At 46.2% G+C, this 22,070-nt stretch carries 19 protein-coding genes, 1 pseudogene and 1 riboswitch; of the genes and pseudogenes, 3 read left to right on the forward strand and 17 right to left on the reverse strand.

Annotated features, from left to right (window positions below; genetic code table 11):
* From DWY79_RS23010 to DWY79_RS09490, 5 genes and pseudogenes are all read right to left on the reverse strand, one after another.
* Nucleotides 1-255 (reverse strand): annotated as a pseudogene (locus tag DWY79_RS23010) (transcriptional regulator); the annotation flags it as partial.
* 528 nt (nucleotides 256-783) lie between these two features.
* Nucleotides 784-1,716, reverse strand: a complete 933-nt coding sequence (locus tag DWY79_RS09475; protein ID WP_122369257.1) for a site-specific integrase — start codon at nucleotides 1,714-1,716, stop codon at nucleotides 784-786.
* Nucleotides 1,717-1,833: 117 nt separating this feature from the next.
* On the reverse strand, nucleotides 1,834-3,993 hold the full coding sequence (locus DWY79_RS09480) for a M3 family metallopeptidase (protein WP_008779651.1): 2,160 nt from the start codon (nucleotides 3,991-3,993) through the stop codon (nucleotides 1,834-1,836).
* Between the two features lie 41 nt (nucleotides 3,994-4,034).
* Entirely contained in the window at nucleotides 4,035-6,155 is a 2,121-nt protein-coding gene (locus DWY79_RS09485; protein ID WP_122369258.1) for a M3 family metallopeptidase, read from the reverse strand.
* A gap of 164 nt (nucleotides 6,156-6,319) precedes the next feature.
* Nucleotides 6,320-6,499 carry a hypothetical protein gene (locus DWY79_RS09490; RefSeq protein WP_005857938.1) on the reverse strand — a complete coding sequence of 60 codons (180 nt, stop codon included), beginning with the start codon at nucleotides 6,497-6,499 and terminating at the stop codon, nucleotides 6,320-6,322.
* Between the two features lie 108 nt (nucleotides 6,500-6,607).
* Here DWY79_RS09490 and DWY79_RS09495 point away from each other — a divergent pair, with 108 nt between their 5' ends.
* Nucleotides 6,608-7,555 carry a nitronate monooxygenase family protein gene (locus tag DWY79_RS09495; protein ID WP_005866461.1) on the forward strand — a complete coding sequence of 316 codons (948 nt, stop codon included), beginning with the start codon at nucleotides 6,608-6,610 and terminating at the stop codon, nucleotides 7,553-7,555.
* Between the two features lie 66 nt (nucleotides 7,556-7,621).
* On the opposite strand, the gene DWY79_RS09500 is transcribed toward DWY79_RS09495, so the two are convergent.
* From DWY79_RS09500 to DWY79_RS09515, 4 genes are all read right to left on the reverse strand, one after another.
* Nucleotides 7,622-8,806, reverse strand: a complete 1,185-nt coding sequence (locus tag DWY79_RS09500; protein ID WP_044546338.1) for a TolC family protein — start codon at nucleotides 8,804-8,806, stop codon at nucleotides 7,622-7,624.
* Between the two features lie 5 nt (nucleotides 8,807-8,811).
* Nucleotides 8,812-11,895, reverse strand: a complete 3,084-nt coding sequence (locus DWY79_RS09505) for an efflux RND transporter permease subunit (RefSeq protein WP_008772501.1) — start codon at nucleotides 11,893-11,895, stop codon at nucleotides 8,812-8,814.
* 15 nt (nucleotides 11,896-11,910) lie between these two features.
* On the reverse strand, nucleotides 11,911-13,140 hold the full coding sequence (locus DWY79_RS09510) for an efflux RND transporter periplasmic adaptor subunit (RefSeq protein WP_036650882.1): 1,230 nt from the start codon (nucleotides 13,138-13,140) through the stop codon (nucleotides 11,911-11,913).
* Nucleotides 13,141-13,218: 78 nt separating this feature from the next.
* On the reverse strand, nucleotides 13,219-13,623 hold the full coding sequence (locus DWY79_RS09515; protein ID WP_008779646.1) for a DUF6769 family protein: 405 nt from the start codon (nucleotides 13,621-13,623) through the stop codon (nucleotides 13,219-13,221).
* A gap of 70 nt (nucleotides 13,624-13,693) precedes the next feature.
* Here DWY79_RS09515 and DWY79_RS09520 point away from each other — a divergent pair, with 70 nt between their 5' ends.
* The gene (locus DWY79_RS09520) at nucleotides 13,694-14,113 is read left to right on the forward strand and encodes a hypothetical protein (protein ID WP_008779645.1); all 420 of its coding nucleotides are present in this window, start codon (nucleotides 13,694-13,696) and stop codon (nucleotides 14,111-14,113) included.
* A 56-nt stretch (nucleotides 14,114-14,169) separates the two neighbouring features.
* Here the strand turns inward: DWY79_RS09520 and DWY79_RS09525 are convergent, their stop codons facing one another.
* From DWY79_RS09525 to DWY79_RS09560, 8 genes are all read right to left on the reverse strand, one after another.
* Nucleotides 14,170-14,940, reverse strand: coding sequence for a sulfide-dependent adenosine diphosphate thiazole synthase (locus DWY79_RS09525; protein ID WP_005857953.1), 771 nt, complete (start codon nucleotides 14,938-14,940; stop codon nucleotides 14,170-14,172).
* Between the two features lie 62 nt (nucleotides 14,941-15,002).
* A riboswitch (TPP riboswitch) is annotated at nucleotides 15,003-15,099 on the reverse strand.
* Between the two features lie 90 nt (nucleotides 15,100-15,189).
* Complete coding sequence (locus DWY79_RS09530) at nucleotides 15,190-15,714, reverse strand: ParB/RepB/Spo0J family partition protein (RefSeq protein WP_005857955.1); 525 nt, start codon at nucleotides 15,712-15,714, stop codon at nucleotides 15,190-15,192.
* Nucleotides 15,698-16,999 (reverse strand): DUF3440 domain-containing protein, encoded by a 1,302-nt coding sequence (locus DWY79_RS09535; protein ID WP_122369259.1) that lies wholly within the window; start codon nucleotides 16,997-16,999, stop codon nucleotides 15,698-15,700. Before DWY79_RS09535 ends, DWY79_RS09530 begins: the two co-directional genes overlap by 17 nt.
* A complete protein-coding gene (locus DWY79_RS09540; RefSeq protein WP_005866444.1) occupies nucleotides 16,996-17,400 on the reverse strand; it encodes a hypothetical protein in 405 nt (134 codons plus the stop codon). Before DWY79_RS09540 ends, DWY79_RS09535 begins: the two co-directional genes overlap by 4 nt.
* A gap of 85 nt (nucleotides 17,401-17,485) precedes the next feature.
* Nucleotides 17,486-18,043, reverse strand: coding sequence for a glycoside hydrolase family 3 C-terminal domain-containing protein (locus tag DWY79_RS09545; protein ID WP_122369260.1), 558 nt, complete (start codon nucleotides 18,041-18,043; stop codon nucleotides 17,486-17,488).
* Entirely contained in the window at nucleotides 18,040-18,333 is a 294-nt protein-coding gene (locus DWY79_RS09550; protein ID WP_005857963.1) for a hypothetical protein, read from the reverse strand. The genes DWY79_RS09545 and DWY79_RS09550 overlap by 4 nt, the downstream gene beginning before the upstream one ends.
* A complete protein-coding gene (locus DWY79_RS09555) occupies nucleotides 18,333-18,647 on the reverse strand; it encodes a hypothetical protein (RefSeq protein ID WP_005857964.1) in 315 nt (104 codons plus the stop codon). Before DWY79_RS09555 ends, DWY79_RS09550 begins: the two co-directional genes overlap by 1 nt.
* A 58-nt stretch (nucleotides 18,648-18,705) precedes the next feature.
* Nucleotides 18,706-19,353 carry an AAA family ATPase gene (locus DWY79_RS09560; protein WP_008779643.1) on the reverse strand — a complete coding sequence of 216 codons (648 nt, stop codon included), beginning with the start codon at nucleotides 19,351-19,353 and terminating at the stop codon, nucleotides 18,706-18,708.
* A 145-nt stretch (nucleotides 19,354-19,498) separates the two neighbouring features.
* Here DWY79_RS09560 and DWY79_RS09565 point away from each other — a divergent pair, with 145 nt between their 5' ends.
* Complete coding sequence (locus tag DWY79_RS09565) at nucleotides 19,499-22,039, forward strand: ATP-binding protein (RefSeq protein WP_008779642.1); 2,541 nt, start codon at nucleotides 19,499-19,501, stop codon at nucleotides 22,037-22,039.
* Nucleotides 22,040-22,070 lie beyond the last annotated feature (31 nt).

Below are 22,070 nucleotides of genomic sequence, written 5' to 3' on the forward strand. Positions count from 1 at the left end.
TTGCCTCGTGTTGACCATCTTGCCACCCACCTTCCTCGCCTCGACATACGAGGGGGAGAAATACTCGAACAACGCCTCACCACGACGCTCACGGCGGGAAAGCTCAGCGTCCAGCCCCTTCGAGGGGCTGATCCTGTCACGCCCGCCACCGGCGGTAGGAAGCGTGAGCACGTACCAGCGGACAGCCTCCTGATCACGTCGCTTCAGAACATGCGCCATGAACCTATCCGAGCACTTGCCTGTCAATATATCCATCTCTATGATTATCTTTTCTAGAGGTTATCCCATGGCCCGAAAACAGACCCCACGGCAATTCAGAGCCCTACCAAGAATCTTTTATATCATCTTGATAAACAGTACTTTATATTTTTAAATGTGGCATTACTGAAAATTACCATCTCTCGAAATCTTAGGCTACTTGGGGAGTAGCCTAAAAGGTGCGAGAACGGTTATCACCCGGTTGTAGAGACGGGGCACGCCCCGTCTCCCACTGTCTGATAGTAGCTTTAAGTTACCATTTGGAGGGGATGAGACGGGGCATGCCCCGTCTCTACAGGAATACACACAGGTTATAAGGCATGGTGGAATGATACCGGGAACAAGAGGTCATTTCACCCGCATCACCATGTCTATACGTCTAGGATAAAACAGGAAAATCAAAAAATAGAGAGGATCAAACGCCTACAATGAGTAAACAAGCGCATTTGTTTGCTTGTTTTTAGTTATTTTTTACTACATTTGCGCCGTGAAAGAATACGCTACTCCCCAAGTAGCCTACTCCCTTTACCCTACTTTCGGTACATGATTGTACACACTCTCAAAACAAATTTTATTCACCGCAGACATCTTTTCTAACGAGAAACTTTTCAAATAGATTTGCGTAGTCTTGATCGATTTATGGCCCAATAGTTCGCTGATCATCTCAATCGGGACATCCTGTTCCTTCAAAATCATCGCAAAAGAATGACGGATCGAATATGAGGTGATCGGGATAGACACACCGCAGGCTCTCGCCAACCTCTTCAAGTTCCGGTTAAAATGGGCCAAAGCGGAAGTGTACTCCTTGTAGGCTTCTTTTCCCACTTTCATCCCCTTCAAGAAAGGAAACAAATAGGGTGAGTCCTTACCTACATCACTTGACAGTTCCCTCAGCGACTCCCATGCGGTAGATTGTACCTCTATAAGCATCGGAGTACCCGTTTTCTGGCGTTTATATTCCAAAACCCCACCCCGGACATTCTCCTTTTTCAGATGAGCGAAATCCACGAATGCCATACCGCAAAACTGGAACATCAGGCACAATGCCTGCCGTGTTTTTCTCAGTTCCGGATCATCTAATGGGGCCGTCATCAGAGAACGTAATAAATCCTGTGGTAACGCCTTTTTGCGTTTGCTCTCTATACCCGTGAAAACTCCCTTAAATAAATAAGGGATATAGGGGGCCAACCCTTCCTCCACCGCCATGTTGTACACACAACGGATCCGACGCATATAGGTCGACACCGTGTTCCATGTACATCCTTTGTTCAACAAAAAGGCCTGATAACGCCGAAGGTTCTCCTTATTGACATAGATATAGGGAATTACCTCCAACCCACAAAACCGCATGAATGAGTTTAATGCATCCTGATAGCTCTTCGCCGTGGAATAACGCCCATCCATACGCAACTTATAGATATACAGACTCATCCCTTCTACTAAATCCTTTTTCTCCATATTATCGCTATTTTTACGTGATAAAACTTAGCAAATGTAATACAGATCCGGGAGGCTGAGCATATACAAAAAAAGGCGAACCAACCGGTCCGCCTTTATAAAATCTCCATTTCTAGATTATTTCAATCCTCTATTCTTCAGCAACGGATCCGTACCCGGTTCCTTGCCACGGAAATTCTTGTACATATCCATAGCGTCGTCGATACCACCCGGGGTCAGGACATATTTACGGAATTTATCGGCACATTCTTGATTGAAGATATCGCCGGTTTCCTTGAATGCCTCGAAAGCGTCGCAATCCAATACCTCGGCCCAGATGTAGCTATAATAACCGGCGGTGTAGCCGCCACCCATCGTATGGTTGAAGTAAGTCGTACGGTAACGGGAAGGGATTTGTTTCAGCAAACCACGACGGCCTAACGTCTGTTGCTCGAAATCCATCACATTCAAGTTGGCCGGAACATTATTCGTCTGGTCAACGAACTTGATCACCTTCTTATCCGCCGCGTCACCACTGACCGCATGGAAATCCATATCCAGATAAGAAGCCGCCAGATACTCCGTCGTAGCGAAACCTTGTCCGTACTTACCGCTCTTATCCAACTTCTCGATCAACTCGGCCGGGATCACCTCGCCGGTCTGATAATGCTTAGCGTACACCTTCAATACTTCCGGCTCGAATACCCAATGCTCCATAACCTGTGAAGGCAACTCCACGAAATCACGAGGAACACCGGAAACACCGGAGTAATGCACGTCACGGAACAAGCCGTGCAAACCATGACCGAACTCATGGAACAATGTATTCGCCTCATCAGCGCTCAACAACGCAGGTTGTCCCGGAGCGGGCTGGCTAAAGTTACAAACGATCGTTACGACCGGAGCCACACGCTTGCCATCCTTATAAGCCTGCGGACGATAAGAACCACACCATGCGCCACCACGCTTGCTGGCACGAGGGAAGAAATCGAAATAAATAACGCCCAAATGAGAGCCATCCTTATCTTTGCACTCAAAAGCCTGCGCTTCCGGATAAGGCAACGGAATATTACGGATCGGGGTGAACGTGATACCATATAACTTATTAGCTACATAGAAAGCACCCTCACGAACATTATCCAACTTCAAGTAAGGACGAACCTCATTCTCATCCAAATTGAATTTAGCTTTCTTGGCCTTCTCGAAATAATAACGCCAATCCCAGCCCTCGGCCTCGAAATTGCCGCCTTCTTTCTTGATCTCGGCGTTGATATCGGCCAATTCCTCTTTCGCTTTCGCCAAAGCAGGCTTCCAAACCTCGTCTAGCAATTGATAGACCTTATCCGAGCTTTTCGCCATACGATCCTCCAACACGAAAGAAGCGTAATCATCATAGCCCATCAACTTCGCTTTCGCCAAACGAGCGGCAACCAAATCACGAACCACTTCCTTGTTATCGTTCTCATTATTATTATTACCACGGTTGATATAAGCGTTGAACATCTTCTCACGCAACTCACGTTTATCGGAATATTGCAAGAACGGCATCACGCTCGGGTTCTGCAAGGTAAATACCCATTTGCCTTCCATCCCGGCATCCTTAGCCGCTTGAGCGGCGTTAGCGATCAAGGTCTCGGGCAGACCGGAAAGATCCTCCTGCTTGTCGATCACCAATTTAAAAGCGTTCGTCTCTTTCAGCATATTCTGTCCGAAAGTAAGCTGTAGCATGGAGATCTTGCTATTCAACTCACGCAATTTAGCCTGATCCTCAGCGGAAAGATTAGCGCCACCCCGAACGAAGTCCTTATAAGTCTCCTCCAATAACTTCATTTGCTCCTTATCGAGACCCAACTCATCCTTCTTATCGTATACCGCCTTCACACGAGCGAATAATTTCGGATTCAAGTTGATATCATCACTATATTTTGACAATAGCGGCGACATCTCACGGCTTAACGCCTGCATCTCATCATTCGTATTCACGCTATTCTGTCCACCGAAAACGATCTGGACCTTCCGAAGCAACGCACCCTGCTCATCCAAAGCGACAATCGTATTCTCGAACGTCGGCTCCTCCGGGTTATTCACGATCGCCTCGATCTCCTTGCGTCCCTCTTCCATGCCTTGCAATAGGGCCGGTTTGTAGTGCTCGAACTTGATTTGATCAAAAGGTGGAACTCCAAACGGGGTGGTATATTCCGCAAAGAACGGGTTCTCACCCTCCACGGTCTTCTTTTCGGAAGTACCGCAGGCAGTAAGCATAACGGCTAATCCTGCTGCCATAATTAATTGTTTCATCTTTACTGATTTTTTGATTTATGAGTTATAAATTGTTCTGCTCATTTTAGCCCTCTGTTCTCCAACAGCGGATCGATGCTAGGTTGTTTGCCACGGAAATTCACGTACATGTCCATAGCGTCGTCGATGCCGCCCGGGGTCAGTACGTATTTACGGAATTTAGAGGCAACCTCCGGGTTGAAGATATCACCCGTCTCCTTATAAGCTTGGAAAGCGTCGCAATCCAACACTTCCGCCCAGATATAGCTATAATAACCGGCGGTATATCCACCTTCCATCGTATGTCCGAAATAAGTGGAGCGGTAGCGAGACGGAATCTGACGGATCAGACCACGATCGCCCAAGACCTTCGCCTCAAATTTCTCAATATCCAAATCGGCAGGGATCTCTTTCAATACATGATAATCCATATCCAGATAAGAGGCGGCCAGATACTCCGTCGTAGCGAATCCTTGTCCATACTTGCCACTCTTGATCATCTTGTCTACAAGGGCTTGCGGTATTACCTCGCCGGTCTGGTAATGTTTAGCGTACACTTTCAATACCTCCGGCTCAACGGCCCAATGCTCATCGACTTGCGAAGGTAGCTCCACAAAGTCACGAGGCACATCGGACACGCCATAATAATGAACGTCGCAGAATAAACTATGTAGGGCATGACCGAACTCATGGAATACGGTCTCGGTCTCGTCGGCCGTCAAAAGCGCCGGTTGTCCCTCCGCCGGTTTACTGAAATTAAATACGGTAGTAACCACCGGGGCTACCCGTTTCCCATCTTTATACGTTTGTGAGCGGTAACCGCCGCACCATGCGCCACCTCCTTTGCCCGGGCGGGTAAAGAAATCCATATACAGCACGCCCAGATGCGTACCATCTTTATCCTTGCACTCGAAAGCGAGAGCGTCGGGGTCCGGTTTCGGGATGTCCTTGATCTCGGTAAACGTGATACCGTATAATTTATTGGCTACATAGAAGATGCCCTCACGTACATGTCCCAACTCAAAATAAGGACGCATCTCGTTCTCGTCCAAGTTATATTTCGCTTTCTTGGCTTTCTCGAAATAATAACGCCAGTCCCAGCCCTCGGCCTCGTAATTACCGCCTTCCTTCTTGATCTCGGCGTTGATATCGGCCAATTCCTCTTTCGCTTTCGCCAAGGCAGACGGCCAGATTTTATCGAGCAAGTCGTACACGTTCTTCTCGTTCTTCGCCATATTCTCTTCCAATACGAAAGCGGCATAATCCTCATATCCCATCAATCGGGCTTTCTCCAGACGAGCGGTAACCAGCTGCTTAACGACCTCCTTATTATCATTCTCATTATTATTGTTGCCACGATTTGTATACGCCTTGAAGATCTTCTCTCGCAAATCACGCTTATCGGCGTATTGAAGGAAAGGCATCACGCTCGGATTATGGAGGGTAAACACCCATTTACCATCCAGACCATTCTCTTGGGCCGTTTGCGCCGCCTTGACGATCACGTCTTCCGGCAGGCCGGATAAGTCCTCTTTATTATCGATCACTAATTGGAAAGCGTTGGTCTCTTTCAGGGTATTCTGTCCGAAAGTAAGTTGGAGCATGGATATCTTCTCGTTCAGCTCACGCAACTTCGCCTGCTTATCCTCCGGCAGATTGGCTCCTCCCCGGACAAAGCTTTTATAGGTTTCCTCCAACAGCTTCTTCTGTTCCTTATCCAGATGGAAGCTCGCCTGATTCTCATATACGGATTTCACCCGGGCGAAAAGCTTGGGATTTAAGCTGATATCATCCGAATGTTTGGATAAAAGGGGATAAAGCTCACGTTCGAGCTCTTGGATCTCGTCCGTGGTATTCACACTGGATTGGCCACCGAAAGCATACATTACTTTAGTAAGCAACTCGCCACTTTGGTCTAAGGCCACGATCGTATTCTCGAATGTCGGCGCATCCGGATTTACCACGATCGCCTCGATCTCCTTCGACTGCTCTTCCATACCTTTCAAAAGAGCCGGCTTGTAATGAGCCACCTCTATTTGATCAAACGGAGGCACCCCGAACGGTGTCGTATACTCCGCAAAAAACGGATTGGGTGTAGCGCCTTCCGCTACATCGCTTTTCTTTGAGGAGGAACAAGCTCCCAAAATAACCGCTAAACCTGCGGCCATAAGCGTTTTATTCATGCCATTGTTATATTAGAATTACAATGGACAAAGATAACGAAGTTTTGCGTTACAATTCTATTTCAAATTGTTATTATTTAGAATCCGGAAAAAGATTTTCACAATTCACACAAAAAAGATCCCCAAAGGGAGATCTTCCCTTCGGGGACCCAATATGCTTTCATTCAATGTTCAATCGAATCGCTCTCTATACCGTCCTCGATATTTTCATTTTCGATCGTTTCTTGTAAATCTTGAATGTCATTAGACGTGTAATCATCCGACAATACCGAATTGGTAGACATGGTCTCATCGTGAAGATCATCGCTCTCATCCCATAACGTTTTCATTATATTCTCTGGCATATCTCTTATATTTTAAAGTTATATGCCTATTCAACAACCTCGACAAAGAAATTGTTGTTCCAATAAAAATAGTTCACTAATTTTAGCGAGATTAACGCAAGAAATAATATGAATCGAATTTGTAGTCTTTTTGGTATTCAGTATCCCATCATACAGGCGGGAATGGTTTGGTGTAGTGGTTGGCGGCTAGCTTCAGCGGTTAGTAACGCCGGTGGATTAGGATTGATCGGGGCAGGCTCCATGCACCCGGAAGTGCTCCGGGAACATATCCGTAAATGCGAGGCGGCGACCGACAAGCCTTTTGGCGTGAATGTCCCGCTGATGTACCCGGAAATCGATACCTTGATGCGGATATTGGTGGAGGAAAAAGTGAAGATCGTATTTACCTCCGCCGGCAACCCGAAAACATGGACAAAGTATTTGAGGGATCATGGCATGACGGTCGTTCACGTGGTAAGCAGCTCTAAATTCGCCACGAAATGCGAGGAGGCCGGAGTGGATGCCATCGTTGCCGAAGGCTTCGAGGCCGGCGGGCACAACGGACGGGAGGAAACAACTACGATGTGCCTGATCCCCGCTGTCCGGAAAGCGACCTCTCTCCCCCTTTTGGCGGCAGGAGGTATCGGAAACGGTCAAGCGATGCTAGCGGCACTCGCACTAGGGGCCGACGGCGTACAGATAGGCACTCGTTTCGCCTTGACCAAAGAAAGCTCGGCACACGAGAATTTCAAGAAACTATGCTTGAATCTTAAGGAAGGCGATACGAAGTTATTATTAAAGAAACTGTCTCCTACCCGTCTGGTAAAAGGAGATTTCGCTACGGCAGTGGAAGAAGCGGAAGCCCGGGGAGCGTCCGTGGAAGAATTACGTGAGTTATTGGGCAAAGGACGTGCCAAGAAAGGAATCTTTGAGGGCGACCTAAAGGAAGGCGAGTTAGAGATCGGACAGGTAGCGTCTTTATTCTGGGAGGAATTATCCGTGGAAGAGGTGATGAAAGAATTGATCCGTGACTTTAAGCTATCCTTAGAGAACGTAAAAACACAGTTGTGTTCGTGAGAAAACACAACTGTATCTGTGGATAAACACAACTGTGTTCAAGAGAAAACACAGTTGTGTTCCTTATCATAATCGATACTTATACAATTGCGCCATGACCTTTTGGTATTGGTTTTGCAATTGCAGGTAGTTTTGCACGCTTTGGTAATAGGTCGTCACATCCACGAAATACTCGATCATAGAGATTTGCCCGGCCTGTATAGCCTTGTTCAACAAGACCAAGCTATTCTGCCTTTTCAGCACATCCTTATATTCATCGATAGATTTCTTTAAGGAGACAGACTGGTCATATAGCTGCCTCAACCCATTCTCTACCGTGAAAGAAGCGCTCTCCAACTGCATCTCCGTATAGCGGGCCTGAGCCTTCGCCTGTTTCACGTTATTACGGTTCGAGAACAACGGGATGGTGATTCCTACCAAGAAACCATTGAAACGCTCTCCACCCGAGGCGGGATTCATACGATACCCTAACTCAAAGCCGGGCAGACCTTTCGCCTTATTCACGCTCACCTGCCGAAGGGCTGTCGTCTGGTCGCTACGCAAGGTCTGTAATTGCGGATCGGATTGCATCGCCTCCGTCCGCAGCTCATCAAAGGAAAGCACCTCCCTATCCGGCAAGGCGTAAACCGTATCCGTAAACTCGATAGCGATACCGCCGTTCAGGGTAGCTAGCTCCTGCAGCTTGGCAATACGGGAAGTCTCGTTCATCCGGGCCTCTGTCCGAGCGTTCAATAATTCCAGATCGATCTTGTTTGTCTCAAGGATATTCGCATTTCCTTTCTCCAAACGAGTCGCATAAAAAGCGGAAAGTTGCTCGGCGTTCCTAAGACGGGTATCCAATAGGTTCTTCTGCTGGTTCAACAGCACCAAATCTAGGCAAACCTCTTTCACCTGCAACAAGATTTGCTGACGAAAAGCCATCCCTTGACGATCCAAACCCGCGGATTTCGCCTTCGTCAGCTTATGCTTCCGGACATATACGGACGGGAAATCAAAGCTTTGGGAAGCCACGAACTCGCCCGTGAATCCCATCCCTTCTTTATTCCCCCAGAAATGCGAATAAGAGACCGAAGGGTCTGGCAAATTATTATCCAACTTCGCCTCCAGCTTCTGCGACTGGACCAACTGGCTGTTCGCCTGTAAATCCTTATTGTTCGCCTCCACGCTCCGGAGCACGTCCTCTATAGAAGTCTGGGCGGAAAGGCCGCCTGTCAATACAGACAAGGCGGCGACTATAATATATGATTTCATAAAACTTATTCTTTATTCTTGTTCATTATCAGATAAACAATCGGGATGATGAATCCGTTTAAGAACGTAGAGGTTAATAAACCACCCAAGATCACCGTCGCCATCGGGCTTTGGATCTCATTCCCGGGAAGATCGCCATTCAACGCCAACGGGATCAACGCCAAGGCGGAACTCAACGCCGTCATCAAGATCGGGTTCAAACGGTCTAGGGAACCTTGTATCACGGACTCACGCAATCCCATTCCCTCTCCACGCAAATGCGTATAGTGGCTGATCAGCAGCATACCGTTTCGGGTAGCGATACCAAACAAGGAAATGAAACCGATAATCGCCGGGATACTGATCTCGCCGGAAGTAAGCCATAGGATAATCACGCCACCGATCAACGCCAACGGCAGGTTCAACAAGATCACGCCGCTCTCCTTCACGTCCTTGAACTCATTGTACAGTAACATGAAGATCACCAATAACGACATCAATGACGTCAGCAATAAGGTACGGCTGGCCGCCGCCTCGCTCTCGAACTGGCCACCATATTCGATATGGTATCCCTCCGGCAAACGGATATTAGCCTCTACCCGATCCTGTATCTCATTAACCACACTTCGCAAGTCACGTTCCGATACATTGGCGCTAATCACGATCTTACGTTGCACATTCTCACGATTGATCGTATTCGGACCGGTCACGGAACGGATATCGGCCACGTAGCTTAGCGGCACTTTCTGTCCGGCGGCATCGATCATCAGATTGCTAATATCATCCATCGTGGCACGGCTAGCGTCGGAGGTCTTCACGGTCAGGTCGAAGCTCTTGCCATCGTCGTACACCTGACTTACGGCCTCTCCACCCAACATCACATTGATATATTCCTCGAACTCCGGCAGGGGAATACCATATTTAGCCAGCAACTCACGTTTCGGGGTGATTGTCAACTGCGGACGCTCGATCTGTTGCTCTACCTTCAAGTCCACCAGACCCGGGATCGTTTGGATAGCGGCCTTGATCTGGTTTCCGACCGTAAACATCAGGTTCAAGTCCGTACCAAACAGCTTGATAGCGATATTCGCCTCCGTACCGGAAAGCATAGCGTCGATACGATGGGAAATAGGTTGCCCGATCTCTATATTAGCGCCACTGATCGTAGATAACTTCTTGCGGACATCATTCATCACCTCATCCCGACTACGGTCTTGCAATTCGAAAGGAGCCTCGATCTCGGAAACATTCACGCCCAAGGCATGCTCATCCAATTCCGCACGACCGGTCTTCCGAGCCACAGTCTTTATCTCGGGCACTTGCAACAGCAACGCTTCCGCACGGCGTCCGATCTGGTCCGACTCGTCCAAGGAAATTCCCGGAAGCGAGCTTACGTTGATCGTAAAAGAACCCTCATTGAACGGGGGCAAGAAACTACGTCCCAAATGAAAGAAGATCACCAAGGCGACCACAAACAAAGCGATCGTGGTACCTAGCACCCATTTCTGGTAAGCCAACGCTAACTCCAAAGCCCGTTTATACACCACCTTCAACTTCCGGGCTATCCAAGCCTCACGCAGTTCCTTCATTCCCGTCGCTTTACGGTTCAGCAAATAGCTACAAAGCACCGGGGTCAAGGTAAGCGCCACCACCGTAGAAGCAAACAACGCCACGATAAAAGCGATACCCAGCGGAACCAACATACGGCCTTCCATACCACTCAAGAAGAACAAGGGCACGAAGCTCACCACGATAATCAAGGTAGAGTTCAAGATCGGCATACGTACCTCACGGGAAGCGTCGTAAACCACCTCCAAGGTAGAGCGTTGCTGATCCGGAGGCAAGAGCCGGTTTTCCCGGATTCGTTTATACACGTTCTCCACGTCCACGATAGCGTCATCCACCAAGGAACCGATAGCGATCGCCATACCTCCCAAGCTCATCGTGTTAATCGTCAATCCCATGTAGTGCAATACGATGATAGAGACCAGCAAAGATAACGGCAAGGCTACCAACGAGATCACCGTCGTACGTATATTCATCAAGAACAGGAACAAGACGATCACCACGAAGAAACTACCCTCAAACAAGCTCTTCTTTACATTATTAATAGAGTTATCGATAAAATGACTCTGGCGGAATATATCCGTAGAGACATGTACATCCGCCGGCAAGTTCTTCCGCAAATCGACAACAATCTCGTCCAGCTTCTCCGTCAACTTCTCCGTACTCGTATCCGGCTGTTTAGTCACGGTAATCAGCACGGCTGGCTTTGTCCGCTCGGAAGCGGTTCCCAGCTTCGGGCTTTTACCGCCGATCTTAACCGTAGCGATATCACCCAGCGTAACCGGATACTCATTCACGGTCTTCACCACACCCTGAGCGATCTCTTCCGCCTTCGACGTAGACAAGACTCCCCGGATGATATACTCATTATCAAACTCATACAATACACCACCATTGGCGTTCCGGTTCATATTCCGACAAACATCCAACACCTCGTTCAACCCTACACCGTAGTGCTTCATACGAGCCGGGTCCAACAATATCTGGTACTCCTTAATATCGCCACCGATCACGGCAACCTGCGCCACACCGCCCGTAGACAACAAACGGGGACGGATCGTCCAGTCGGCGATCGTACGTAAGTCCAACAAAGACGTGGAATCGGCGGTCAAACCGAGAATCATCATCTCACCCAAGATGGATGACTGCGGGCCTAAGGTCGGTTTACCTACGTTCTCGGGAAGGCTCTCACCCAAGACAGCCAGTTTTTCGGACACGATCTGACGAGCCCGGTAAATATCCGTACCCCAATCAAACTCTACCCAAACCACGGAGAATCCGGTGGTAGACGAGGAACGTACACGCCGCACGTCCATCGCACCGTTCACGGCAGTCTCCACAGGGAATGTCACCAAGCGTTCCACCTCCTCGGGAGCCATACCGTTCGCCTCGGTCATAATCACGACCGTCGGGGCGTTCAAGTCCGGGAACACATCCACGTCCGTATTAAACGCCGTGTACGTACCCCAGATCATCAGCAATAGCGCACAAACCAAGATTACCAACCGGTTGTGCAATGAATAATAAATTATCTTATTTAACATGCAACGTCCCTCCTATTAATGGCTATGGCTATGAGCCGGTATCGCGTTAGAAGCGGAAGACAACTTGATCTGGTAAGCGCCACGAGTCACGACCTCATCGCCCGGTTTCAATCCGGAAAGGATCTGTACCTCCGAGCCGTTATTCGCTCCCAGCGTCACCCATTGCTTCTTATAGCCTTCCTCATCCAGACGGATAAATACCGAATAAACGCCCTGCTCCTCGATAAGGGCGGAGACAGGCACGCTCAAGACATTCTCCATCGGCTTTGTCAACAAAAAGATCTCCACGAAAGAACCGGGGATAACCGCTCCTTTATTATCGAACTCGAAAGTCACCGGTACATAGAAAGAGTTCATATCGGAAGCCTTTCCATACGATAACAACCGTCCACGCAAATCAGACAATTTATAGAGAGCGTTATCATACGGAGTCATGAAATTAGCGGTTTGGATCATGGGAAGATCGTTGTAATACCTCTCAGACACGTCCGCACGCAATACCAAACGATTGTTTTGCGAGATCGTAGCCAAAGGCTGGCCTACGGATACATAATCACCCTCTTTCACTTGGATGTTCTTCAAGTAACCATTCAAGGGAGAGACTACAGACACGCCTTTCGCCGTCTGTTTTCCCGCTATCGCCTCATAAGCGACCTTGGCGTTCTCGTAATTCAAGCGGGCCTGCTCGAAATCCTTGGCGGATACGATCTTATCGCCTACCAAGGCTTGCATACGCTCGTATTCCTTTTTCGCCGTCTCATAAGCGAATTTAGCCCTTGCCGCCACGTCTCCATCCGAGAGGGCGTTGGAGGCGATACTCAACACAGCCTGTCCCTTGCGTACCGCCGTACCATCCACGAATGGCAAGCTACCAAACGAGATCACGCCGGGGACGGTAGCGACGATCACGGACTCCTCCCCTTGCGCCGCCATTACTCGTCCGCTCGTCTTAATCACATCCGTGAAAGGAGCGGGATTAACCGTTACAGTCTGCAAACCAACGGCCTCGGCTAAGGCTTTCTTAAAGACAATCTCGCCGGGATGGGTACCACCGGCCTCATGCTCATGGTCATGGCCTTCGTGTTCATGTCCCTCATGATCATGATCGTGATCCTCACCTTCATGCTCATGGTCGTGAGCCTCTAATTCATGATTATGCTCATCGTGTCCGGCTTGCGACGCATTTCCCGCACAACCGGCAAACAGGTAAGCGCACATCGCACCTACCAAATATATTTTCTTCATTGTGTAAAAAATCTTGATATCGTTAATAATAAATAGATAGGGGCAAGTCTGTCCTCACCCGCTCTCACAAACGAGGTATCAAGACATAGGAGGGGCACGAAGTCCCGAGGCACTCACTATCCAAGTGTCGTGCAGCGACTCAATGTAGGGGGCGTTCTCGTGATCAAGGAGCTGTCCACAAAACGCCGGTTCAGGTGGATAAATGTAATCAAATAAGACGAGTAACGGCATCAGATGTATATCCACATCTCCATCCATAAAATGAGAAATATGCGTACTGAAATAGGCCAAGTTATGCCCGTCGCAACCGCAATCATGCGTATCAGTGCTTTTATCGCCATGCGCTTGCTCCGCAGTCAAGGATTGATAACAAGGCATCCCGTCCCGGTGATGATGGTGAGGGATAACCACAGAAAGCAATACCAAGATGCCGGCCATCAGCACCACGTATTGTACAATCCTCTGTTTCATTTTCTCACGCATGGCACAAAGATAAGGATATTTTTCCGTTTTTTACATGAATGTTGTAAGTTTGCGGTAAATAAAAAGATAGATGAAGTTTGGAGTAAATAAAAAGATATTATTATATACCGCCGGTTGCGTATGGATTTTCGCCGGTATCAATATCTTACGCATCGGTATCGTCACATGGTTAAACGATACCCATTATTGGTTATTCAAGATCGGGGAAGCGACCATCGTTTTCTTACTTTTCTTCAATTTGGTCTTTAAACGGCTTTTCTATAAACATTCCGAACGGATCTCCCGGAAAAACGGGAAACATTGCCCGTTCTCTTTTTTCGACGTGAAAGGTTGGATTATCATGATCTTCATGATCGCTTTCGGGATCACGATCCGCACGTTCCATTTACTGCCGAATTCTTTCATTTCCGTATTCTATACGGGATTATCCACGGCATTGATCATAACGGGATTCTTATTCTTGAGACAAGGAAAAACCGTTAGGAATTGAGAATTGAAAATTATTGATTGTTGTATCTTTAATTTTCAATTCTCAATTCTCAATTTTCAATTCCCAAGTTTTTCGCAGATCAACTCAGCAGCCTTCTTGCCGCTCATCAGCATGCCGCCAAAGATCGGTCCCATACGGAAGCTACCGCTTACGCCGTTAGCGGCCATACCGGAAACGAATAATCCCGGGTAGATCTCCTTCGTGTTCTCCACCGTCGTCTGCTCACCCAGCTCCACATTCAAGGAACGCTCGCCGATCACGCCTCCGGTCGGTGTATTCAATTGGATATCATTCTTACGGGCTACCACACGGGCAATCTCGCAATCATGCCCCGTACCTTCCAAGACAGCCTTTGCCATGATCGTCAACGGATCCACGTGCATCCCCTCACGGATTACCGGAGCCCAGTTCACTACCACACCGGCTACGGCATCGTTATGAAACACCACGTCCTCTACCGAATAGCAGTTAAAGATCGTAGCGCCCGCCTTCGTCGCCTGATAAATCAAAGCGGAAGTGGTATGTACCGAATCCATGATATACGTGCCGTTAGCACCCTCCTTATAGCTTACGCCCAATTCCTTGATAATCGGCATAGCCTCTTCCTGCACCACGATATCGTTGAACATCATAGCGCCGCCCCACATACCTCCACCGGGAGCCAGCTTACGATCAAACAACGCCACCTTCTTACCGGCTTTCGCCAAGAAATAAGCGGCCACGATACCGGAAGGTCCCCCTCCCACGATCGCTACATCCACAGACAAGTTGCTCTTCAACTTCTCGAAGTAAGAGTCAATGATTCCACTTGAAACAATCTGTTCCATCTTAATAACTAATTAAAGTTTAAACATCAGGGAGCACATAGAGGTAACGCCCCCTTTATTTCCTAGTTCTACCTTATTTTCCCTTCGCCGGCATTACCCGGATCAGGTTCGATGGGTATAATCTCAGCCCGTATGACTCGGGCACCCCTATGTGAAAAGTCGGGAGCAAATGTACAAAAAATTAGTATATATGTACTCAACAGAGCCATAAAAGGCAAAAAACGCTCAGCCAAACAAAATGTAAAAAGTTTAGTCTTCTTCCGACCAGTCATCAGACCAACCGAATTCTTTATCCCGGAATAATTCAGCTAATCCCGAAATCTGCTTGAACCGAAGTAACTCATTTTTATCCATTCCAATATTACGCATGATCCACTTATCAGACATCCCAGATTTGACCAACTCCGTAACAATCTCCGTCATAAGTTCCAAGTTGTGCATCCCTCGAGCCCTGTTATGGCGAATGGTTGAAGCCATTCGGTTTGAAATATCTTTCTCAATCACCGTTACAGGCAACATTCCTTTCTCACGATCATAAATCCTTTGAGATTGCTTCATAACCAGATAACGATGATAACCATCTACTATCTCATATAAATCATCCTCTTCAAGATAATAACAGACGCAAGGCATCGTATAGCCATCCTCCCAAATGGAAAGTTCCAATAATCGCATTTCCGGTGGTGCCATGATATTAGGGTTATAGCTGTTGGCTACAATTTTTTCTATAGGGACAGCCCTAACACCATATGCCGGACTAACAAAGTTTCCCATGCTTATAAAAATTATATTTGTCCATTACTTCTTTTCTCATATCCCTCTCTCGTTTTGTCTGGGAAAAACCCATATACTTGCATGTATGATCGTTTTTCAAAATACAAACACACATACGTTTGTAAGTAGGGATTTCTTTAAACTCGGGTATATTGATATCATCGATATACTCCATCCGTACTGGTTTCTTATCCGTATGGTAAGCGGTACATTCTTCCACAATGATAGGAATATTAGCCGCCCGTAACTTAGCGATTGTCTCCTCACTGAGGCATCCTCCTTTTTCTCTCCAGAATTCACGGCTGACTCTTAACTTATTCAAATAGTTCTCACGAGTTTCTTCGGGTAAGGTATTTAGGAGAAAATACATATATTTCTCCCAAGAGAACCCGGCTGGGCACTTGATAGCCCTCCATCCCATAGCGGAGGTATTCCCATATATACCGGCAAAGCCAACACCGTTTACACGTCCAACCATCCGCCCCCACATGTCGGGATCGACAACTTTGTAAATGAACAGTGTGGATATCGCTTGGGATATGAATGGGCTCGCCACACGTTGCCGGGACAAAGGCACCCCTGCTTGATAATACAAATCATACAAATGATTATATGGCCAACCGAACTTTCCGTTCGCTATCCAGATATCCTGAGTTTTCCAATCATAAATAGGATATGCGTTATATATAGAATAATTCATTCTGCGAGTCCATTTATAATTAGCTAGTTTTCTGTAATTCTTATCACTATGTATGGCCCGCCACCTATTAAAACTCTCTTGGGTACGGATACCAACAAGGCAACATATACGCCGGCCCATTTTCCGTTGATACAACCAAAAAGGGAACATATTCTGAAAATCATAATCCCACATGTCCTCCTTGAAGAAGTCAAAGTCTTTCGCCCGGAGACATGAATGGGGCATCTCTCGAACCCAGATATCCCGGCACTCCTCGCTCCAAGGTCTCCAATATTGTTGAAACATAGATGTACATGTCTGGACTTTAAAAGGAACACAACAATGATAAATATCAAGGATATCGGAATTAGCGGCATAAACCTTTTCCACATATTCGGTCGTCTGGCTGTATTGAACCTCATAATCCATATGAAATACACCTAGTTTTCGTCCCGGAGCGTATCTACGAATATAATCTACACACAAATTCAACAGTACACCACTATCCTTTCCGCCGGAAAAAGAGACGTATACGTAATCGAAATAATCAAAAATGATCTTCAATCTTTTCTCTGTCGCCTCGTACACATCCATTCTTCGCATCATGACTCTACCTCCGGTAAATAATGCATTTTATCATAATTTTTCCACTCAACACATGTCTGGAACTTTTTTTGTGAGAACACTTTTACATGACGTTTATGCACAACAGCCATAAGTGAAGCTTGAGATGAAAAATCCTTTATGACTTCTTCAAGAAGTTCACTCAATACCGAAGGATCGTCACCACTCACGAAATAATTGTCTATAGAGTAATAGATATGTCCTTTTTTTACAGGCATAAAACCAACAACAGCCGTTTCATGAAAGGCTATATACCAAACGTGGCTACGAGATGTTTTAAAAGGGTAATTGTTATTTTGTCGCAAAATGGCTGGATTCATGACCAAAGGCGCGACAAGTTCATATAACAATTTGTCCGTTCCCTGCAATGTCATAATTTTCATGGTCTGCACTTAATAATATTACCATGCAAATTTAGGCATTATATATAGATACCGTAACCACAAAAACACAAAAATGTAATTTACCCTATTTATATTTAGTCACTCGCTCATCATCGATAACGCCTTTCCAATTCATACCAAAAGCGAAATCATACAGATGGCCCTCGCTGTCCGTATAGCATTTCATATCCCGGGGAACATCCTCGAATTGCTCCTCCACGATACGCATATCTGCCGGCATCTGCAAAGGCAACAAAGCGGAAGGCTCGGCTTTTCCACTGATGATATCCAAGACCGCTTGGTTTTGTACACCGAAGTTCACCAAAATGGCATCCGCCGAACCCTCGAACTCGGACATAATCGTGGGCTTATCCATCTCCAAAGATACGATTACAGGCTTACCTTTCATTTTAGCCTTTGTCTCCAAAACAGAAAGCATATCCTGCTTATTAGCTGTTTTCACGGACTTACCTTTATAAGAACGGTTCGTGAAATTCTCAAACGGATCTCCCCCCGCCAAACTTGGGTTACGGGCATAGGTAGCGGTATAATCATTATACTGTAAACTGATAGGCATATAACCGTTTCCACCTTTCTCACAATCGGATTTATCATACCCCGTACCACTGTTCGGGCTCGTCATAAAGACGATGGCGAAATCCGCCTCATCGGGATTATCAACGACCGTAAGATACCATGACCGATACCCTCCACTAAAGCTTGCGCATTATTATTCCAGCGAGCCGCCACTTTCGGGCTTTGCACTCTCGTAACCAATACATGACGAACATTATCCTCGGTGAGGAATTTACGCTGCGCATCGGAAAGATCGGATGGCTGGGCTCCACTCTCATCAAAAGATTTGCCATTGTAGGTAGAAGTTCCAAACCCTTTCGAGGCACCGGGGATAGATTGATGGGCGCTATAAAGCATCAATCCGGCGATTTCCTCTGTAGATACTGTCCGGCCAAATCAACGGCACGTTCCTCGGGCGTAAGACGCCAATCCTCATACGGATCAAGCCGCCCGTTCCGATTCAGATCTTTGAAGGCATATCCGTCAACAGTAAGAAGTCTCACCCCCGAATTGGCGGAATATCCTAATACAGCTCCTTCTTGCTGGGTAACGATACGGATAGAATCTTTCTCCACCTCCGTCCACTTCGTGCCCGAACAAGCACAGGTGGAAACTAACAAGGCGCCCAACATACCATGGGTCAGCCGAACAGTAATAAAAGGTTTTCGCATACTTTCTTAGTTTTAATAGGTTAATCTCTATTCAATAATGGTTTCTCAAGAATACGATTTATCCGAAATGAGGCGGACGCTTATTCAATCTGCGCTCGATAAAGCTTTTCATAAATTCCACGGTCTCGTCGATCCCTAATACGGATACATCGATCGAGAAATTATAAGAAGAGGCCATTCCCCATGTCTTATTCGTATAATAATTATAGTAAGCCGCACGGGATTTATCAGTCTTCTCCATCATGTTCTTCGCCTCTTCCACCGTCACACCATGCCTTTCCACGGTCTTTTGGACCCGGCTCTCCACTGAACTATGGATAAAGAAGCTCAAACAAGCCGGATTATCCCGGAGGATATAATCAGCGCAACGCCCTACCAAAACACACGACTCAGTCTCCGCCAATTTACGGATAGCGTCACTCTGTATCTTAAAAAGACCGTCATTAGACAAAATATCATTATAAGGCGTAAACATCCCTCCCATAAAAGAAGAATACCCCATCGTAAAAGCGTACGATAAACCACTGGAGGCACGTTCGTCCGCCTTCTCGAAAACATCCTCGCATAATCCACTCTCACGGGCCGCCACGGTAATCAGTTCCTTATCATAGTAACCGATACCCAACTCCTTCGCCAAACGTTGTCCGATCTCGCGGCCACCGCTTCCGAACTGGCGGCCTATCGTCAATATGATTTTATTATCCATAGATTTCAAGTTTAATTCAACCATCTACAAACGTACAAAATTATTTTTAAAGCCACGATAATAATATAATAAACACTAAAACAAAAAATAATCAAAGTTTATACTTACATTTGTTTTCGAATAAATTTAGTACACTCAATTTATCATGAATAACATTCATTCCAATACAACATTTCTTAATGAGGCTATAGACAAGAAGACCGATGTAGAAGATGAAAAGACCGACTTGATTTTGGCCAATATGATTGATTTGCGAAAAACGATGTCGGATGTATTGTCACTTCTTCTTGGAGCCAAAAAAAACTCGGTTATTGACCAAGCGCTATTCCGCATCTTACAATTTTTCGATGTGGATCGGGTGTATATCGGAACATTTGACGAACAAACTCATACTGTTGATTTTACGAATGAAGTTACTTGTGATGGCATTATCTCTATGCGAGAGGATTTACTGCGTCAACTCCCGCAAGACGAGATTCCTTGGTGGTACGACAGTATCAAAAAGGGCATGGATATCGTTATTCATGATGTCTCTAAAATGCCGGAAGAGGCGAAGAGTGAGCAGCATCTTCTGATTTTGCAAGAGGTTTCATCCTTATTAGTCATCCCTATTTTCAAGCAAGGCAAACCATCCGGATTTATCGGCTTTGATTCTGTAAAAAAGAAACGGAACTGGAGTGCCTTAGATATAGAGAACTTACATATGTTGGCTGATATCCTTTCCATAGCCATTGAAAGAGGGGAAGTTCAAGGATTAGTAGAACATACGGCTATGCAAGTCATGAAAAGCGAGACGAAGTTTAAGATCATTTTCGACAAGATGCCTTGGGGCGCCGAACTTTATGATGAGAATGGAGTGTTGGTAGATATCAACCAAGCGGATCTCGATATTTTTGGTGTTACCCGTGAGCAGGCCGTGGGACTGAATATGTTCGAGAATCCTAATATCCCGAAATATGTAAACCAAAGCCTCAAAAACGGAAAAGATATATTCTTTCCTCTTAATTATGATTTCAAGGTTGCTTCTCAAAACGGCTATTACGATAGTCATCATGATTCTAAAACAAAGCATCTGTTGGTAAAAGGAGTCACATTAAAAGACTCTCTTGATAATATATTCGGCTATATTTATATTGTATTCGACGATACCGAGAATCACATCAAGCGGGAACAAATCGAAAATAGCCTAGCCCGGCTAAAAGTATCAGTAGATACCGGGGATTCCATTCTTTGGGAATACGATGTAGAGAATGATAAATTGACCGTAGATTTTGGCCTCAATGAAGACATTAATAATAATGAGGGGCTAAAAGCGATTCATGATTACAACTTCAAGAATCAAGAAGACTATAAATCCTCAATCCATCCGGATGATTTTGACCGGGTATATAATAAACAGTTCAAACCTCTCCTGCAAGGGAAGATCAATAACTTCGTAGCGGCCTACAGGCGTATCCTCAATGGCAAAACATTCTGGTTCAACTCCAATGTACGCTCCTATAAATTCAACGATGACGGAACGCCTAACAGGATCGTAAGCTATACCTCCAACATAACCCAGCAACGGGAAAAGGAGATCGAGCTAATCAAGGTAAAGGAAGCTGATAAATTGAAGTCCGCATTCTTGGCGAATATGAGTCATGAGATACGCACGCCGCTGAACGCTATCGTCGGGTTCTCAAATATAATCGCCGAGATTGATGATGAGGTAGAGCGTCAATCTTATTTAGATATCATTCATAAAAACAATGATTTGCTACTGCAACTGATCGATGATATCCTTGATTTCTCTAAAATCGAGGCGGGAACCATGGATTATCATTTCGAGGAAGTGGACATCAAGGATATATGTGGCGAAATCGCATTGGCAGACTCTATAAAGATGCCTTCAGACGTGGTTCTTATCTTTGATCTCGGCTCCCCATCCGTAATCGTTAAAACCGATGAGCGGAGGGTTATGCAAGTGATATCCAATTTCGTGAATAACGCTATCAAATTTACCACAAAAGGAAGTATCACGATTTATTATGAGATAGAAGGGGATTTTATCCGAGTCTGCGTGAAAGATACAGGTATCGGTATCTCCGCGGAAAACCAAAGACGTATATTCGAGCGATTCATCAAGGTAGATACTTTCCAGCAAGGTACGGGATTGGGATTAACCATCAGCCGAACCATTATCGAGGCATTAGGAGGTAAAATCGGCGTAGACTCTGAAGAAGGGGTGGGTTCCACTTTTTGGTTCACTCTGCCTTTGGACACAAAACGGACTGATATTGAGCTTTCACCGGATATCCCCGTCCAATCCGAAGAAACGCCCCGTTCAGATAGGCATCATTCCATCTTAATCGCCGAGGACGTTTATGAGAATTATTTCCTTTTGGAAACCTTGTTTGGCAAGCAATACCAACTTTATCATGCGCTAAACGGGCAAGAGGCTATCGATATGTTCGAGACATATCATCCGGACCTAATCCTGATGGACATAAAAATGCCGGTTATGGACGGATTCGAAGCGACTCGCAGAATCCGCACCTTATCCAAGACCATTCCGATCATAGCGCTCACGGCATTCGCTTTCGAAAGGGAAAAGGAGATCGCCAAACAATGTGAATTCACGGATTATGTAGTGAAGCCCATTGATATAAAAGAACTAAAGAAATTAATCGTTAAGGTATTGGCATAAAAAAGCGTGTTGCGACAATCGCAACACGCTT

Origin of the sequence: Parabacteroides sp. AF27-14 (assembly GCF_003635425.1) — a bacterium.
GTDB classification, from domain to species: domain Bacteria; phylum Bacteroidota; class Bacteroidia; order Bacteroidales; family Tannerellaceae; genus Parabacteroides; species Parabacteroides distasonis.

Excerpts from the sequence above, each read along its gene's own strand:
- DWY79_RS09475 (WP_122369257.1), bottom strand. The coding sequence starts at position 1,716 with ATGGAGAAAAAGGATTTAGTAGAAGGGATGAGTCTGTATATCTATAAG.
- DWY79_RS09480 (WP_008779651.1), bottom strand. The coding sequence starts at position 3,993 with ATGAAACAATTAATTATGGCAGCAGGATTAGCCGTTATGCTTACTGCC.
- DWY79_RS09485 (WP_122369258.1), bottom strand. The coding sequence starts at position 6,155 with ATGAATAAAACGCTTATGGCCGCAGGTTTAGCGGTTATTTTGGGAGCT.
- DWY79_RS09490 (WP_005857938.1), bottom strand. The coding sequence starts at position 6,499 with ATGCCAGAGAATATAATGAAAACGTTATGGGATGAGAGCGATGATCTT.
- DWY79_RS09495 (WP_005866461.1), top strand. The coding sequence starts at position 6,608 with ATGAATCGAATTTGTAGTCTTTTTGGTATTCAGTATCCCATCATACAG.
- DWY79_RS09500 (WP_044546338.1), bottom strand. The coding sequence starts at position 8,806 with ATGAAATCATATATTATAGTCGCCGCCTTGTCTGTATTGACAGGCGGC.
- DWY79_RS09505 (WP_008772501.1), bottom strand. The coding sequence starts at position 11,895 with ATGTTAAATAAGATAATTTATTATTCATTGCACAACCGGTTGGTAATC.
- DWY79_RS09510 (WP_036650882.1), bottom strand. The coding sequence starts at position 13,140 with ATGAAGAAAATATATTTGGTAGGTGCGATGTGCGCTTACCTGTTTGCC.
- DWY79_RS09515 (WP_008779646.1), bottom strand. The coding sequence starts at position 13,623 with ATGCGTGAGAAAATGAAACAGAGGATTGTACAATACGTGGTGCTGATG.
- DWY79_RS09520 (WP_008779645.1), top strand. The coding sequence starts at position 13,694 with ATGAAGTTTGGAGTAAATAAAAAGATATTATTATATACCGCCGGTTGC.
- DWY79_RS09525 (WP_005857953.1), bottom strand. The coding sequence starts at position 14,940 with ATGGAACAGATTGTTTCAAGTGGAATCATTGACTCTTACTTCGAGAAG.
- DWY79_RS09530 (WP_005857955.1), bottom strand. The coding sequence starts at position 15,714 with ATGGGAAACTTTGTTAGTCCGGCATATGGTGTTAGGGCTGTCCCTATA.
- DWY79_RS09535 (WP_122369259.1), bottom strand. The coding sequence starts at position 16,999 with ATGATGCGAAGAATGGATGTGTACGAGGCGACAGAGAAAAGATTGAAG.
- DWY79_RS09540 (WP_005866444.1), bottom strand. The coding sequence starts at position 17,400 with ATGAAAATTATGACATTGCAGGGAACGGACAAATTGTTATATGAACTT.
- DWY79_RS09545 (WP_122369260.1), bottom strand. The coding sequence starts at position 18,043 with ATGACGAGCCCGAACAGTGGTACGGGGTATGATAAATCCGATTGTGAG.
- DWY79_RS09550 (WP_005857963.1), bottom strand. The coding sequence starts at position 18,333 with ATGCTTTATAGCGCCCATCAATCTATCCCCGGTGCCTCGAAAGGGTTT.
- DWY79_RS09555 (WP_005857964.1), bottom strand. The coding sequence starts at position 18,647 with ATGCGAAAACCTTTTATTACTGTTCGGCTGACCCATGGTATGTTGGGC.
- DWY79_RS09560 (WP_008779643.1), bottom strand. The coding sequence starts at position 19,353 with ATGGATAATAAAATCATATTGACGATAGGCCGCCAGTTCGGAAGCGGT.
- DWY79_RS09565 (WP_008779642.1), top strand. The coding sequence starts at position 19,499 with ATGAATAACATTCATTCCAATACAACATTTCTTAATGAGGCTATAGAC.